We start from the raw sequence: 17,559 nt of genomic DNA on the forward strand, positions 1-17,559 counted from the left end.
CCTTACTTCAGCCTTCTGCGAATGTCGTTCAGCTTGGACGACATTGTTCTGTAGAACTGATAGATGTCTTCTCCGTTAGCCAATTCTACCCGCTCATATTCGAGGCGATCACGCGATTCCATGAACAGCGCAGCCAGATCATCCAGCTTTGTCAGCAGTGGGGTGATATCTTCTGAAGCCGTCAGATCATTATCCCGACGGGAGGCTTTACGCAGCAGTGTACTGCGATCCTTCTCCGCCAGACCGCGGAAGTTGCCAAACACTTCATACTCGGCAAAATTGCGGCTCTTCATCAAGTTCGCGAATGGCTCCCATGCGTCTTCTTCCGGGTCACGGTCATAGACGTAGAGCGCACCTTTTTTGACGATAGTGTCGGTATATAACGCTTCGATGAAGCGGTCATACCACTGCTCTTCGTCTTGGTACTGGGCAAGAATGCCTTCGAGTTCGGCGACCTTGGCCGAGATGGCATTCATCTTCGCCAGTTCCTCACGTACGCGTGCGATCAGCTGCGGAGAGCGTACCAGGTTTTCTTTGGCCATATCTTCATTAATACTGCCGAAAATATCCTTAACGCCTACACGCGGCAACCCTTCGGATTGCAGACGTTTCAGTTCAATCACAGCCCGCTTCACTTCGCCGAGGTTCGGCGTGGTGGACGTCAGACGCATGTCGTAGGCTCCCAGTTTGGCGGACAAGTCAAATGCTTCTGTTGTCACAATCGCATACCGGTTGCTTGTATTCTCATCAATGGATTTGGCTGTCACGATGTTGTATCCGAGCGCCTGCTCGAACTCGTTACGCACACGGGCGTTATACTGCTTCACGCGGGCGTTCTCGTACACATCTCCCCATGATTTCTCCGGAATCGGAGACGGCAGATAGGTCCAGTTGTTTTTCTCCGTTTGCACCAAGTGACGACCAATGCCTTCTTTGTCCAGGATGGTACGTTCATAACTTTCCTCATATACTTTGAGCGGTGTATACACAAAGAGAGGTACCCCGTTGCGGGTATTCAGCCAGAATATCCGGTTACGCACTTCACTTTCCTTAACGGTAAAATGAGATTTGCCCACGGCATTGTTCTGATAATTACGTATCCCTTTCAGAATGCCAGGCGCCTGTGCCGGTACCGATACAAATCCCCATGAAGGGAAATGCAGACTGCCCGTACTGTTGCTCAGATTGAACACTGGAACGGCCTCATCATCCAGCTTGCCGGCAATAAAACGTTCCACGAATTTCTCGACCGACTCATCCTGACCGTATTTGATTACCAGGAAATCTTCCATGGAACGAGTAATCAGATCGCCGAATTTCTCACTCAGGAAGTCGGAGATGGAACTGACGATATCAATCTCGTTTTCTTTCACCCATTGGCTGGAATTTTCCAGCAATTCACGGGAGAAGTCGCGGATCAGATCATCTGTATCACGCTTATCCAACAGCCCGTCCACCACACTGACGATATCCGGTACACTTACGACGTTCCAGTAATATGTCTTGTTGCCTTTGTGATCGGCTTGTTCTTCGCCGCGTGTCAGCAGATCACCATTCTTGGCAAATATGGAGCTAAGGGCGTTCAGCGTCTCGGTAAATACGTTATAAATGCGGCTGTTTTCCTGATTCAGCAACTCATACAGATCTTCATAGAACTCGATCATCTGATCGTTGCGTTCCACGTCGGCGTGCAGCCAGTACTCATGAATTTTTGCTTCAATATAAGCATTCTTTTTCTTCTCTTTGGAGACAAAAGCACTCTTCGCATCGCCCAGTTTCTCTTCGGACTGCTCCTGAGCCGCTTCAATATCACGCGGAATGCGGAAGGCATTCTCACGCAGGGTTTCGATGTACGACTGAATCATCTTCAGTACACAGAAACCTTTTTCCGTATAAATTAGACGGGAGACATAGAACGGACCTTGTTCGGGATGCAAAAACATACGCCGGATCTGTTCGGTGAACTGACCCGCAATCTCACCAGGCAGCTGTTTCTTCGCCTTGATATATTCTTCACGAGCACGCGCCAGGAAGTTCTGCTCCAGTTCGGTATCCATATTCACAACCTGTGATTTCACCACGTTGCCATAGGATAAACGCTCACTGTTCTGATAACCAGGCAGCGGCTCAGGCACACGGGCTTCAAAGGACTTGACCACACTTTCGAGATCAATGCCCAGCTTGCGGGCAAACTTCTCGGTATCCTCCTGATTCGGTGCTTTGGAGAACATGGTGTTCATTTTGTCGAACATGCGATACGCCAGATAGGTGGTCATCTCTTCAATCGGCAGTACAGCCGAAGACGCACCGATGATGTTGTAATCATAGTTAGCCGGGTACACCTTGTTCATCTGTGCAATGTTAGTCCGGATGTTGCTGATATAGTCATGGATCGCGAACTCCTCACCCGACTGCTTCTCCTCACTTGCCATGAAGTTGGTAATGTTCTCGGCAGTGACGTTCATGCAGTAATCGTAGGCGTTCTCCAGCAATTTCCCCTCGGTATTCGTCGCTGAGATCAGGTGACACAGGTTAAATGGTGGCAGTGGTGAGTTAACCGTTAAAATATTGCCGTACTTCTGTGTAAACCGCTCACCGCGGCTGTCCACGTTCATCCAATAATCCAGCTCTTTGAGTGCCGCATATCCGTTCTTGCGAATGTATTCGCGTGTGTGTTCGCTCAAGCTTTTGTTGGACAGGTTCACGTCTGGCGTGAACAGGTAGCCCAGCGTATTCACGCGGTCAATCCCCGCAGAGCCGTGATCCCGTTCGATAATGCCGCGCACGATATAGGAAATATCGAGGAAACAGCCGCTGCCTGTACCGCCGGACAGACCTGTCAGCAGGAACACCATCAGTTTTTTGTTGGTGCCTACGGACAAGGTTTTGATCTTTTTGTCGATGGCCTGAACAACCTGATTAATCTTGGTGAACAAGAGTAGACGTCCAGCCTGACGCACACCTGCAGCGCCATTCATGCCGTCCGTGATGCTCAGTTCGGGAGACAGCCAGTCCGTGATGTACGGCTCCAGCACGCTGCGGTTCTGTAGCAGTCCGCCAATCTCGGCATTGGAGAGCAATACGAATTCATTGATCGGATCAAGTCCGATTCCTTTATACTTTTTGGCGCGATCCTGTTCGTTTGTCTCAAAAGCCAGAAATTCCACATTGTCCGGCTTGTCCATTTTTTTCTTGGATACCGGGTCCTGAGGCAGCTTGAAACGACGGTTGATCTGATATTTCAGTCGCAGCAGTGCATCAATTCCCGTTCCTCCCAGACCAATAATCAGAATGGGGTTATCAATGGTATCAACTCTGATCTTCTCACTGACAATGCCTCCGCCAAGTGATACATCCAGTTGCTGAATATGTTCTCTAACAATCGGTTTCATTCCATGTCCTCCTTTGATTAACGCACATATGCTTCAATCTATACAATTCAATCTAAAGAAATTTACACTTGCCACTCCGATGACAGAACAACCTTCCGATCGCTGTTATCCCCAGATTTTTTCAATTCACTTTTACAAAGTGAAAATCCGGGGATAGCGTATGCTTCCGATGTAGCTTTCTTTCAGAAAGCTTTTAGGCGAACGCTTCCGCTTCTTCACGTTATTTCTGTCCTCTGCGTTCTCGTGTAATCAGTTGGTCCCAAATTTTATTGGCATTCTTTTTAAACCAAACAATCAACTTACACCAGATACTCAATTAAAATGGTCTTGTCCGCCTGTTGCAGCGGGATGCTCAGTCGGTCACCGTTCTTCAGTTCAACGCCTGAGCTTGCATCGACTGCACGACCGGATTTCTCCAACGTACCGCCTGCGGTGTTACGGATTATAATTCGATCCCCATTGCTGGGCGTAAATACATATTTTTCGGTTTCCTTCAGCTCAGGGTCCAGTTGCAACAATTGATGCAGATGGAACCGGCCCCGGAAGGATACCAGCTTTTTATATTGTGGATATGACTTGTCGCCCGTGTTCTCATCACGAATCTCAACGATCATCTGACCGACAAAGCCCCGGTTTTTGCGTTTCAGCCAACCCATCAGGAACCAGGCACCAACACCGACTACAATCAGGGCTACAACACCCAGAATGACAGGTAACCATGGGAACGGCTTGTCCTGTTCACCGCCTGGCGTGGTCGGTTGAGCACCGCTTCCGGTTGCTCCGCCTGCGTTAATCGTGATTGGCGCACTTTCACGGTAGAAGCTGTCTTCTTCCGCACGGATGACCAATTCAAAGTTATGATTGTCCGGTACTTCAAACGTTCCGGCAAAACCAGAACCTGTGTTTTCCAGCGGTTGTTGTTCACTTTTGCCTGTATCCACATCTTTCACAACCAGCGTGGCCTTCATATCTGCATACAGATCATTATCCTGAAGTGGCTGACCGCCATTCTCCAGTTTGGCAGCAAGATCAACCTTGTCCCCTTTGGTATAGGACTTGGTCTTAATTGGGTCCACAACGAGCTGAAGATCATAGTTGAACAACAGGTTGATATCGATGCTGTCTTTCGGAGCCCCTTTTACCCGAAGTTTCCAGTCTCCTTCTTGGGGTTTCAACAGCTTCACGAGCGAATAACTCTTCGATGTCGAGAGCTTGGCTGCATCCGAGTTCAGATCCACAGCTTGTCCGGAAGGGTCCGTCAATTGCACTTCCACCGGCTTCGAAGACATAATCGAGATGTTCGCTTCCAGTACACTGTCGTTTGGCACGTTCACGGTAACTTCCTGATAACTGCCGTTTCCCGTTACAGAGGGCAGCTTCACCACATTGAGTTTGGCATGATCGGCGAAGATCTCACTCAGAATCTGTGGCAGATCATCCGGCGTATCGGTAATGAATGACTTGCCTCCGGTCTGCTTCGCGAGGTCTGCGAGTGCATCCTTGTTCAGCTTGCCATCGGCGTTCAGTCCAATCGTATATACCGGGATACCCTGATCCTGTGCTTCCTTCACGGATTTCGCCAGATCAGCGTCGGATTGTGCCTGTGTACGGCCTTTGGTTTTGTTAAAGTCATTGTTGCCATCCGCCAGCAGCACGATCATTGGCGAGTGAGACGGGTCTGCACCATGATTCAGAATGTTGACGGCTTCGGCGACACCAACGGAGACATCGGTATATGGCCCCCGGCCGAGCTGATCAATAAAGTCCTTCAGGCTGCTCTTGTCCGCATCGGACTGAATCGTAAGCATTGCCTTTTCCCGCTCCACCTGATCGGTATAAGCGACAATCCCTACCTTGTCCCCCTGGACGGGCAGCATATCAATAAACATTTTCATGGCTTCATTACTGATCTTGTCACGATCACTTGTATTCATCGAGTTACTTACATCGGCTACAAGTACCGCATCGATTCCGCTTGTCTGTGCCTGAGCCGCTGCAGCGTGTGGCAGCAACGCCTGAGGTAGCAGTAGCGTTAGAATAGCCAGCAGAACCATCGTTCCGCTGAGCCAGCGTATTTTGCGTGTCCGCAGCATTGGGTGTACTCCTTCACGTTTGAGATTAAAATGGGAATAGTTTATTATAGGCGTCAAGCCTTAAGGAAATCTTAACAGTCTACTAATAAATTCTGAAAAGCACCCCTATCTTGAGTTACAGTTTTGTAATGACTGACAAAAATCGACGATTTCATGCCTTGAACTGGCACAAAAGTACCAACTATGGAAATATGATATAGTTATTGCCAGCAAACTGCAATATAACAGCGCTTGTTCACCAAGCCATAGAAGGGAACGGATTATGGTTACATACGGATGCCTCGCCATATTGTTTCTTTTTGTCATCATAAAGGTAATTGCACTCCAGCTTCATCGGCGGAAAGCGGTCTCCCGCGAAGACACGGATCGTACCCTCTACACTATTCTGAATGGTGAGCGTGATTGAGCATGAGTACTAAACTAGTCGTATCCATAAGACCATTTCATCGAACGACCTATGCCTATGAAAAGTTGCAAGTCTGCACACGTTGTGGACAGTATACCTGCCTGTGGGAAGATGAGTGCACAGCCTGTGGCAGGGGTACCCTGTATTCCGTTCAGGAGAAAGCGACTTCCCGTGTGAAACGCCGAATTGCACGCGACCTGTTTATTACGATATTGTTCGGTACAGCGGCCACCTATTTTGGTGAGACCATAGATCAGACCATGGCGGCAGCCAGCGTTTCCCTGTTGCTTCTGGCATTACTGATCTTCATGCAGAAACGTTCGTTCGAGGTAGAGCAGCAGCGCGAGTTGAAGCGCACGTTGCAACAGGATGAGGAACTCATCCGTCAGGGCATTAACCGCAACTGGGCCCTCGTCGCCGAAGCCCGAAAGCAGGATGAAGCACTGGCCTATGAGATGCTCCGCGAGATCGGCTCACTCGTCTACAATGACCGAATTCGACTGCAACAGGTTGCGCTGTTACAATCCTTTGTCCTGCGCAGTGATATGGATCTGCAGCTCAAGCCCTTGCTGCTGCACAGCTTCGAGCGGCTGCTCGCTGAATATATCGGTGAGATTGCACGGCTCAAACCGGATTTGATCCGAGAAGACGCGATTCGTTATATCGCTACCTATGAAGTGAACATTTTACAGCTACACAATGGAATTCAGATTCTTACAGCCGTTGCTGCTGCTGCCGTTCGCAAGAGCAAATATATTGAGTTATTCCCTAGTCTTATTACCCGCTACGCCCGCTTTATGCCCAAAGATCGATTCATGAGACTTTATCACACGATTGAACGCTATCCGAGCAAAGCACGCGGAGGACTGGCGGAGTCGGTGGGCCGGGTGTATAACGAGAAATATCGGGATCAGTACGCAGATGTTCAGTTTTAGGCATGGTATGCTGGGAATGTAAAACGTAATTTAGTGCAAACTCACTCCGTGTATATAGACGAATACAATTTCACTCACCCCTGCATGCGCGTCAGCACCACGAATCAAAGCTTATGCTTCTAATGATATAAGAAATGATCCAAAAACACCCCATCCTTAGGTCTAGGATGAGGTGTTTTGAATTTTATGGAAGTCTCCCAAATGTATATGCAGTACACGAAAAAAATAAAAACCAGATGGGGAATACCTGAATGGTATGTTCCATGGAATCAAGCTGGCACGCAAACAGACACTCACAGCTGACAAAAAACAATAAGTGCAAACGATCATCTGTCCTGTTGAAAAAGGGCAGCGACGTGGTTTACGTCGCGACCCTCGATCTTGAGGGTTCGGTACATCTGTACCCGAGCCCTCTCATATAAATTCAATAATATACAGATTTAGTGCTACTCATGAAAATCATAGACACCTATAATACGTTTTGCTGGATACTCAGGATCTTCATATACAGTAATAGAAAAACCCAATGGTTCTTTCAAAATAGATTCAATAATTTGGTTTGAAACCCCATTTTTTAATGAAGCTCTTAGTTCTACCTGATACTGAGCATTTTCACCTTCAACCAAACTTGGGCCTTTTACTGGGTCAGTCTCGGTTTCAGTAAAGTACGTTGTTAATCGCTCTGGTATAGATACATAGATGTAGTAATCATGATCTCCACTTAGCAGATATTGTCTGGACTTATCGCCAAATGTATAAATATTATTAAAAACAATTTCATTTTTATCCTTGTCATATGTTATAGCAAAATCCTTTATGACAAACCCTTTTTCATCCCCTTCAAAATGAGCACCTGTCAAGAATGGATATTCCTTAGTTATTTCAGGATTTTGAGAGACATCGCCATCTTGATTAAGTTCCTTAGAAGGAGCAGCTTGATTCGTGCTGCTACAGCCAGCAAGTATCAAGCTGCTCATAATTAAAATATATAAAAATTTCATAAACCTTTATTTTTCCCTCCAAATATCATTTAGCCGGTTTACCATCAACCAGATCTTTGGTAGTCCATTTGCCTGTAGTGTATTTTTGACTAACAACTACACCTCCAGAATTTGCTGTTTCTAAATAACCGTTGGTTTTGATGACATAGCTTCCAGCCCTGATCGTATATTTACTTTTAGGTGGTACATTCCAAGTAACACTTGTTGTTACTGTCTGATCCACACCGGCGCTAACATTGGCGGTAGCCTTGACTTTCTGTCCCATTATGCCCAATTCAGTTTCTCCACCTATCGACAATTGAGCAAATTTCCGAACCGCTACGCTTCTTACTACTGTAGTTGATATTGCACCTATATTTTCAACGTCCATTTCAAATGCGATATCCTCAATTCTCTCTGTAGATACGGGTTTGTAGTATGTACCTGCTCCTGGGTACTCCGCTTCAGCCATAATACTAACACCATCATCTCCAATTTGCCCTAAAGAAGCTTCATTAACACTATCTTCTGCATAAGCAGAACTTAGACCTGCAACCATTAACGATATTGCTAAAAATGATGTACATACTTTAGATTTTATTAAAGACACTTAAAAACCTCCAATAATTGTTTTTACTACATTTAGCAGTATAATGGAATATTACACCATTTTTTTTATTATTTTACATGAAACTTTCTACCTAAATATCTTTTTTATGTATAGTTCAATATATCCAAAATGGTACAAAAAAGACGCTATCACTAGTATAGCGTCTCTTGATTCAACTATCATGTATCGCCACTTGCACCGAAATCTTGCGATGAATATAATAATATGCTTTACCGTCCGCGACGAGAATCGCGACGGTCGCCCTTCGCCGGTCCGCGTCCTGCGGATTCCGGACGGCGAGAGCCTTCGCTGCTGCGCCCGGAGGTGCGCTTGTCAGCACTACGGCCAGCCCAGCCGCTGCTGCGCTCATCGCCACTGCGGCCCGCACTGCGTCCGCCTTGGCTCGCACCGCGGCTACTGCTGCGGCCACCTTGGCCTGCTGCACTACGACTGCTGTCGCTGCTGCGCGCGGAACCACGGCCTGCGCTGCGCTCGTCGCCACTGCGGCCGCCGCTACGACCACCACTGCGTCCACCTTCGCCACCGCGGGAACCACGCCCCCCACGTCCGCCATCTCTGCGATCGTTACGGCCTGCACCACGACGGGCGCTGCCTGTTCCGGAAGAGCGTCCGCCTCGTTCGTCATCCCCCTGACTGTTGATGGAACGTCTAGCTGCTCCTGTTGAAGCAATTGGACCTTCGCTCGTCCACTGGATACGGGACAGCTTTTGGTCAATACCTTGTTCAATACGTGCAAGTTCCGGTCTGTCGTGCTCTGTTGCAAAGGTTACAGCAAGGCCTGTACCGCCTGCACGGCCCGTACGACCTATCCGGTGGATATAACTTTCCGCATCATGCGGCATATCGTAGTTAAATACATGCGTTACGCCTTCAACATCAAGTCCACGTGCAGCTACATCTGTAGCAACCAGCACTTGCAGTTTGGCATCGCGGAACGCTTTCATGACGTTCTCACGCTTGGATTGGGACAGATCTCCATGAAGTTCATCACTTGCATAACCTGCTTCACGCAGATCTTGGTTCAACTTGGATGCACGACGCTTGGTCCGGCAGAAAATTATCGCCAAGTATGGGCGATACGTATCAATCATGCCGCGAAGTGCTTCAAGCTTGCCGCGATCCGTACATTCCAGCACCTGCTGGCGAATTTGTTTGATCGGGATAACCGATTGGGAGGATACTTTTACATCTTCCGGATCTTTCATGTAGGTCTTTGCCAAGTGGCGAATACCCTTCGGCATCGTTGCTGAGAACAGCATCGTTTGGCGTTTGTGTGGCAGCTCGCTAAGAATCGTCTCCACATCGTCCAGGAAACCCATGTGCAGCATTTGGTCGGCTTCATCCAGCACCAGTTTTTTGACATTATTCAGCTTCAACGTGCCCCGGCGCAGGTGATCCAGGAGACGACCCGGTGTACCAATCACGATCTGGGTGCCGTTCTGCAATTTACGCAGTTGCTTGTCCACATCCTGCCCGCCGTATACGGCAAGTACGTGCAGTTTATCGTCGTTTGCCGTTAGCTTCTTCGCTTCTTCCGTAATTTGCAGCGCAAGCTCACGCGTAGGCGCGATAATCAACGCTTGCGGCGAACGGTCAGATACATTAATTTTCTGAATAATCGGCAGCAAAAAAGCCAGCGTTTTCCCTGTGCCTGTCTGTGCCTCGGCGATAATATCGCGTCCACCCAGCAGTACCGGAATCGAACGTTCCTGTACCGGAGTCGGCACGGCGATGCCCTGATGTTTCAGGATCTCGCACCATTCCGGGCGAATGCCCAGTTGTTCAAAGTTTGCCAATCGTTACACCTCTGTATATTCATTTAGATAAGTCCATTTCATAATGACTTAAGTATCAGTATCTGCCATTAAGACTAGTTTTCCTTAGTTCAATCATGATTATGAAATGAATTTTTTAAAAAGCAATCCACTCGTTGCTCTTCTTCTCCATACCCTGTAGTTTACACGTTAGTCAAGCAAAACAAAAGGGGATACAGCGTTACACCCCCAACTTGTAGCACAAAACCCAAAGATCAGCGTAACTTGTATCAACCAAGTGAGTTTAAGGTCGGTTATGAGATGAACTACAGGTGCTCTCTGAAAATGATGATGAATGGAGCAACCTAAGTTGCCAGCTCGAAATATGACTCGGACTCTGTGGATGGGGTTGGGAATTTGAATGCACGTGGTCAGGCTGAGGGCATAGCAGTTACCTGATAATGGTACTCCATGAGAAGGATGTAATGGATCGTTATGTTCATAACCCTAGGATAGATAGGCTTAGAGATAGCGTTGAGATTGCTGCTATGATTCTATAAATTGTTGTGAAGGTCATCCTAAAACAGATCAAAAGGAAGCGATTTTGCGAAAGTTCAGGAATTAAAGGTACCTGGAATCACTCTGTACATTGGGATCAAGATTCAAGATTTCTCGCAGTTCAAAAATAGCTCTAACGATGCAATTCCCACGCACCACTAATTCTAACGAATCTAGGACACCCTATTACGCCAATTAAAGCCGTTTGGATTTTCTAACGAACTCCAGTCACCTTATTACTCGGATATACCCGCGAAACGGCATCAGTATAGGTGAAATCAGCATAATAAGATGTCTGAGATTCGTTAAAATAACGAAAACATGAAATACCCCCATATAAGACGTGCCAGGTTCGTTAGAACGTACAGACCAGTAAAAGGACACAAGCCTAAGAACAATAACATCAGCTACAGCAATAACAACTTCTACTAGAACAGAACATCAACTGCAAAAGCTAGAACACCAACACCAACACCAACACCAACACCAACACCAACACCAACACCAACACCAACACCAACACCAACACCAACACCAACATTATCAACCAAAAACAGCCAACACTACCTATACTTCTACTAAAACTATCACTACTATAACTATCTATACTGCTATAAGAACTACCACTACTTCGCAGTACACACCATATCCTCTAAATAAAAACAGCGACGCCTTCTCCCCGAATTACATTGGGAAAAAGTGCGTCGCTGATAAAAAACTTTTTATGTTGTCTACTATATAGGGCTATCGCAATAGGGCTATCGCACGTTTACTACATATGGCTGTCGCACGTCTGCTCACCACTACTTTAGAACAATAACCTTCATAACTTCTTAACCTTGCTTGTTCAGATCCTTTATTCCAGATTCACTGAACTGTTCATTTTTTACCTTTTTTACCTTGTTCACCTTGTCTGCTTAACTAGCGTTCCGACATTGCACCTTCGTTCAACCAAATTACGAACCGTGCCCGCTCGCTGTGGCAAATCCACTCCGTTCAAGAATACGGGAGCTCTCTTCGTTCAATCCTCGCAGGTGTACCGTTTTCCCAAGCTTAGCGTATTTGAACTTCACTTTGCCAATAGCCACAACCGCAGTGTTATCCCAGATATGTGAACCTCCGAAATCAATCGTGATCTCCTTCGGGTCAGCCTCTGCATCAAACTCATCCACGAAGCGGGACGAAGAACCGAAGAAGAACGGTCCGTGAACCCGGTACACCTTCTGCCCTTGTTCCTGGCTCGCCTGTACGCGGATTTTGGTCTGTTTCCAGCCAAAATGCAGCACACTGAGCACAACGCCGACGATGACCCCAATCGACAGATCGTGGGTATAGACCACAATCGCCACCGTCACAATCATGACAAAGGCTTCCGCCCGCGGAACACGGGCAATATTTTTGATGGAACTCCAGTCGAACGTTCCGATACACACCATAAACATCACACCGACGAGCGCACCCATCGGTACCTGCTTCACCACACCGCTGAACAGCAGCAACAGGATCGCAAGAAACGCACCCGCAGTGAACGTGGACAATCTTCCACGCCCACCAGACTTCACATTAATGACCGACTGCCCGATCATCGCACAGCCGCCCATACCACCAAACAAGCCGTTCACAAAATTCGAAATACCCTGACCACGCACCTCACGGTTCTTGCTGCTCCTGGTTTCAGTCATCTCATCCACGATGGTTGCGGTCAGCAGAGATTCCAGCAGCCCAACCAATGCCATGGTAAATGAGTAAGGCAGCAGAATCATCAGCGTATCCCAAGTCCATGCAATATTCGGCAAGTGGAACATCGGCAGAGTGCTCGTTATATTCCCCATGTCGCCGACCGTTCTTACGTCCAGATGAAACACCAGGGTAATAATCGTCATCACGATGATTGCAATCAGCGGAGCCGGAACGCCTTTGAAGAACCGCGGCAAAATATAAACGATCGCCAGCGTGCCCGCCACCATCGCATACATAATCCAGTTCGCTCCCGTGAAGTGAGTTAACTGCGCCATAAAGATCAGGATAGCCAGTGCATTCACGAATCCGGTCAGTACCGAATGAGGCACAAACGTAATAAATCGCCCAACCTTAAATATGCCTAGCAGAAACTGGATAATGCCCGTCAAAATCGTAGCGGCAAAAAGATATTCCACCCCATAATCCTTGACGAGTCCAACCATCAGTACCGCCATGGCACCGGTTGCCGCCGAGATCATGCCGGGTCTTCCCCCTGCAATCGAGATCACAATCGCAATGGTAATCGAAGCGTACAGCCCGACCATGGGATCGACTCCTGCAATGATGGAAAAAGCAATGGCTTCCGGAATGAGCGCCAGCGCTACCGTAATCCCTGCTAAGACATCTCCACGAATGTTGCCAAACCATTGTTGTTTTAAAGTATTCATATGTTCTCTACCGTTCCTCCTACATGTCATTACTCAAATTGGAAGATGACCCTGAAGCGTAACGGAAGCATTCATCACTGATCAACACACTCAGTAATTAATAAAAGTGTGTGAGACAGCACAAAATAGCGGAATCTTCTCCGCACAATTGCCTATGCATCTAAGTTACATGCTCATTCACCACCCCTATCGTATGGATAGTTGGATGAATCATCATGTCTGTTTTCCGTTCCAGTGTTTTTTGCTTCTGTTCCGTTACAACGATCAGTTATCTTCCTTGTGTGACATCCTGGTCTGCTCCAGATGCCCATGGGTTTCCCTCTCTCAGAAAAACCGGGTCCGTTATTGTACTGACCTATTATTATAGTCAGGGTATGTAATAATCACTAATACAATTTCACTGGGAAAACATTCACTTATCTCTAATTATCTTAATTTTCCTATCATTTACTCTCCCATGCTATACTCATAAAACTTTAACAGCTATACAGCAATATAGTTTTCTATTTTCTCAACAGCGTTATACATGTCTATCTTTAGATGCACGAGCTTTCTTAATCCAATAAAGCGCCAGATATACTATCGCTACAAAGACTGTTGCCGATAAACTAACGAATACCGCATCCAATGTTATTGTCCGAGTCAGAACATAATAAGCCAACAGACCGGTTAGAAACGTTAAAACCAGGTTGATGATCATTTTTCGCACAGTGAGCCCTCCGATTCTCTTCAATCATTTCGTTTTCTCAAAAAATAACCCGCAAAGATCCTTTGAAGAAAGTCTCTTTACGGGTATTCTCGCGATACTATGCTAGAATCTTCCTGATTTGAATATCGAATAGAGCAGGAAAGCCACCATCAATATCGCCACCAGGAAACCAATCTCAATGACCGGAATATCCCACAGCATCGTGGACTGATGACTAATTGACGAACCGATAATCAAACCCACCATGATGATACAAAAGGCAAGTAACACAATACTGAAGGACAGCCGATTACTAATCTGGTCCATTCTGCGCATGAGTGCATCCAGTTCAGGGACACTGATCTCCAACCTCAGCTTGCCTTTGCTAATAATGGATGATAACTGCCTTAACTGCCCTGGCAGACCGATGACACTTTCGGCCATATCAGCCGCACTGCGGAACAACCGATTCTTGATTCTTCCTGCGCTAAAACGTTCCTTGATCAGCTTCCGCCCAAAGGGCTCGGCCATATCTACAATGCTCAGGGAAGGATCGAGATGTTCGATCACACCTTCCATCGTCAGCAACGATTTACCAAGTAACAGAATATCGGCGGGCATGACCACCCGGTGCCTCTGGGCTACGCCGAACAAGTCGTTTAACGCCTGACCCACACTAATCTTGGAAAAGGGAATATCGTAATATTTGGTACGCAACTTGTCCAAATCCACATGAAGCCCACGCAGATCCATGTCATCCGGCATCATGCCGAGCTTCTCTATGGCCCGGATCATACTGTCCGTATCTTTGCGCATTAACCCAATAATAAGCGTAGCAAGCTGCTGTTTCATCTCATCGCTCAGACTGCCCACCATGCCGAAGTCTATAAAGGCAAGACGTCCATCCTTCAATACCATCAGGTTGCCCGGATGTGGGTCAGCGTGAAAGAAACCCTGAATAAAGATCTGATTCAATAATGAGTCCACCAGCCGCTCAGCAATATTGTTCAGATCATGGCCGCGTCTGACCAGTTCTTCACGATCATTGAGTTTGATACCTTCGATATACTCCATAGTCAGCACACGTGACGACGTCTGATCCCAGTAGATTGCCGGAATTTTCACCTTGTTGTCCTGTTGGTATTGCTGTGCAATCTTTTCCGTATTCCGTCCTTCGACCGTATAATCCAGCTCGGCCATCAATGCCTGAGCGTATTCCTCTACCATTTGCGGGATCTGATATTGCTTCACCCAATCCCAGCGCTTCTCGGCCATGGCTGTCAGCTCACGCAAAATATCCAGGTCACGCTGCACAATACGCGATATACCTGGCCGCTGAATCTTGATGGCTACCGATTCACCGCTTCGAAGTTTGCCCAGATGCACCTGTCCAATGCTGGCCGCAGCTACAGGGGTATCCTCGAACCGGGAAAAGATCTCCTCCAGCGGTGTATCCAATTCCTGTTCCAAAATACCCCGTGCCGTCTCGGAAGAGAACGGCGGGACCTGATCCTGCAACTTCACCAGCTCGCGAATGACAGACTCAGGCAATAGATCTGCCCTTGTGCTTGCGAGTTGCCCCAGCTTGACGAAAGCTGGCCCCAGCTCCTGCAGCACAAGCCTGATGCGTTCACTCAGCGTTTTGGTGGTATGTGCTTCACGAGACATCCACCGTCTGGGCAGAGCCAGCAACTGGAACAACCCCAGCTCCTCGACCATATAACCGAAGCCATGACGCACAAGCGCCATGGCAATTTCACGGTATCTGCCGACATGTTTGATTCGCACTGCCATCTACTCGATCTCGTTTCCTTTGAGAGGAGGAGGAACTTCAAGTGGAGCCGGGGATTCATCAGGTTGAAGCTGTGGTGAGTGGCCCAGTTCGGCAAGTTTTTTCTCCAGAACGGCAACGCGCTGTTCCAGACTGGTTACATCGCTTTCGGATGCCACACCCGCTTCCTGAAGCACGCGCTTGACTTGTTCCTGAATCACTCTCTTGAACTGGCCTTGCTCTTCATCGCCCCGTTCCATCAGGCGTTCAACCAAAGCTTTGGATTCACCGGGCGCAAGTTCCCCGCGCTTGACCAAATCATCCACGGTTTTCTCAATTTTTTCTTTGCTTACGACAGTAAGTCCAAGCCCTAACGAGATCGCCTTTTTGAACAAATCGCTCATTTTTGTCATCCTCCTCTTCGTTGATCTTTATATTATACCCCTTATACTCCGCATGCAAAAATGTCAGTCCGATCAGACGTAACGTGCAGCCCATTTACCTGCTTGCAGAAGTAACTTGCGGTACGTTTCGTGTGCAAAAGACGGTACATGGTGCCCCGGCATAAGATAAACAATACGTCCAACCCCATATCGATGAGCCCAAACCGCAGGCTTCGGTCCATCTTCGGATTGATATTCCAGCAATATCTTCGTTTCGGCAAAAGAACCAAACTCGAACTGATACGGCTCTTCTTCCATTGTGAAATTCGTAATGCCCTCCGTCACGGGATGGCTTTCTCCCGTTACAGTGAATTCAAGTGGTGCATAAGCCGGATGATGCAGGAACTTGGCACCGATCATCTGTTTGAGTTCATAACGATTTTGGAGCGAAATGCCATTATGTATAATGACCAGTCCACCCCCATTACTCACATAGGACAACAAACCTGCTGTCTGCTGTGGAGAGACTTTACCCTTCCAATCGTCCATGTATGAGATACACACATCAAATCCGGTTATATTTTCTTGCAGCAACATATTTCGATTCTCACTGCATTGTACAGTCATCGTATCATGGAAAATCCGGCTGATCTCCGCATCCACACCCTGAAGCGGGTGCCAGTCCGGATGTGTATAATCGCCTAGTAGCAATGCTTTTTTACGTTGATCCATTCAATCAATCTCCTTTCTTGTTCACCTCACTGTATAAAACCAACTACCAGGGGAGCTTCTCTCCCTTGTAGTCCACATATGCGGGCTGATCTCCTTTAAATTGTTCATGGCGGTCGATAAGTACTGCGATATGCTGTGCAGATTGCTCGGGCGTGAGATCGGCAGAAGCATCCAATTCGCCCCGCATATAACTCTGTACCCAACCGGGATGCACAAGCATCACTTGTCCGCCTTCATCCTTCAGACCATTGTGCACAAGACGGGCCTGCATGTTCAAAGCAGCTTTGGACATACAATAGGCATACCACCCATCCCGACTGCATTGCTCTATACTTCCAGCCTCAGAAGAGATATCAACAATCAGCTTGACCTGTCCTTGAAGAAGGAGGGGGAACAGGGAATGAGTCACACGCAGTGTACCTAAGGCATTCACATTAAATACTTCAGCCATCTCCGCCATATTTAACGGCCCGCGGATATGATCCGTAATACTCCCTAGTATAGCCGCATTATTGATCAGCATATCCAAATGATTCGTATCCAGCTTCAATGTCTCCGTGAACAGAGCCACCGACAGGTCGTCCGCTATATCCAATTCGATGGCACGCAGATGGTCAGGATATCCTTCTGCAAGCATGCGAATTCCCTCGGAATCTTCCACGTCCAGACCGGCCGCATACACGAGATACCCTCTCTTCAGCATCTGTGCCGTCAAAGCGAGTCCCAATCCCCGAGCAGCTCCCGTTACACATACGGTTCTCATCATGATGTCCCTCCCTCGCAAAATGATTCTGTCTTTTATTCATTCCACATATTCATCTGAAAACC

13 protein-coding genes are annotated in these 17,559 nt (G+C 47.5%); 2 read left to right on the forward strand and 11 right to left on the reverse strand.

What is annotated here, in order from left to right; translation table 11 throughout:
• Nucleotides 1-2 precede the first annotated feature (2 nt).
• Both NKT06_RS29095 and NKT06_RS29100 read right to left on the reverse strand, forming a co-directional pair.
• Nucleotides 3-3,392, reverse strand: a complete 3,390-nt coding sequence (locus NKT06_RS29095; RefSeq protein WP_091036105.1) for a tubulin-like doman-containing protein — start codon at nt 3,390-3,392, stop codon at nt 3-5.
• Between the two features lie 299 nt (nt 3,393-3,691).
• Entirely contained in the window at nt 3,692-5,485 is a 1,794-nt protein-coding gene (locus NKT06_RS29100; protein ID WP_253441449.1) for a vWA domain-containing protein, read from the reverse strand.
• Between the two features lie 262 nt (nt 5,486-5,747).
• Between NKT06_RS29100 and NKT06_RS29105 the strand changes: the two genes are divergently transcribed.
• Complete coding sequence (locus NKT06_RS29105; protein WP_253441451.1) at nt 5,748-5,891, forward strand: hypothetical protein; 144 nt, start codon at nt 5,748-5,750, stop codon at nt 5,889-5,891.
• 2 nt (nt 5,892-5,893) lie between these two features.
• The gene (locus NKT06_RS29110) at nt 5,894-6,826 is read left to right on the forward strand and encodes a hypothetical protein (protein WP_253441453.1); all 933 of its coding nucleotides are present in this window, start codon (nt 5,894-5,896) and stop codon (nt 6,824-6,826) included.
• 446 nt (nt 6,827-7,272) lie between these two features.
• Here NKT06_RS29110 and NKT06_RS29115 read toward each other — a convergent pair whose 3' ends face one another.
• The 9 genes from NKT06_RS29115 to NKT06_RS29150 form a co-directional block, all read right to left on the reverse strand.
• On the reverse strand, nt 7,273-7,827 hold the full coding sequence (locus NKT06_RS29115; protein WP_253441455.1) for a hypothetical protein: 555 nt from the start codon (nt 7,825-7,827) through the stop codon (nt 7,273-7,275).
• 25 nt (nt 7,828-7,852) lie between these two features.
• Nucleotides 7,853-8,416: a hypothetical protein gene (locus NKT06_RS29120; protein WP_253441463.1), complete on the reverse strand. Its 564-nt coding sequence runs from the start codon at nt 8,414-8,416 to the stop codon at nt 7,853-7,855.
• Between the two features lie 230 nt (nt 8,417-8,646).
• A complete protein-coding gene (locus tag NKT06_RS29125) occupies nt 8,647-10,233 on the reverse strand; it encodes a DEAD/DEAH box helicase (RefSeq protein WP_253441465.1) in 1,587 nt (528 codons plus the stop codon).
• A gap of 944 nt (nt 10,234-11,177) precedes the next feature.
• Nucleotides 11,178-11,300, reverse strand: a complete 123-nt coding sequence (locus tag NKT06_RS31800; protein WP_301290208.1) for a hypothetical protein — start codon at nt 11,298-11,300, stop codon at nt 11,178-11,180.
• Nucleotides 11,301-11,705: 405 nt separating this feature from the next.
• On the reverse strand, nt 11,706-13,157 hold the full coding sequence (locus tag NKT06_RS29130; protein WP_253441467.1) for a SulP family inorganic anion transporter: 1,452 nt from the start codon (nt 13,155-13,157) through the stop codon (nt 11,706-11,708).
• A gap of 811 nt (nt 13,158-13,968) precedes the next feature.
• Entirely contained in the window at nt 13,969-15,639 is a 1,671-nt protein-coding gene (locus tag NKT06_RS29135; RefSeq protein ID WP_253441468.1) for an ABC1 kinase family protein, read from the reverse strand.
• Nucleotides 15,640-16,020 carry a phasin family protein gene (locus tag NKT06_RS29140; RefSeq protein ID WP_253441470.1) on the reverse strand — a complete coding sequence of 127 codons (381 nt, stop codon included), beginning with the start codon at nt 16,018-16,020 and terminating at the stop codon, nt 15,640-15,642. It abuts the gene before it with no gap.
• 72 nt (nt 16,021-16,092) lie between these two features.
• Nucleotides 16,093-16,731, reverse strand: a complete 639-nt coding sequence (locus NKT06_RS29145) for a ThuA domain-containing protein (protein ID WP_253441472.1) — start codon at nt 16,729-16,731, stop codon at nt 16,093-16,095.
• A 43-nt stretch (nt 16,732-16,774) separates the two neighbouring features.
• Nucleotides 16,775-17,497, reverse strand: a complete 723-nt coding sequence (locus tag NKT06_RS29150; protein ID WP_253441474.1) for an SDR family oxidoreductase — start codon at nt 17,495-17,497, stop codon at nt 16,775-16,777.
• Between the last annotated feature and the right edge of the window lie 62 nt (nt 17,498-17,559).

The organism is Paenibacillus sp. 1781tsa1 (genome assembly GCF_024159265.1).
Taxonomy (GTDB): Bacteria; Bacillota; Bacilli; order Paenibacillales; family Paenibacillaceae; genus Paenibacillus.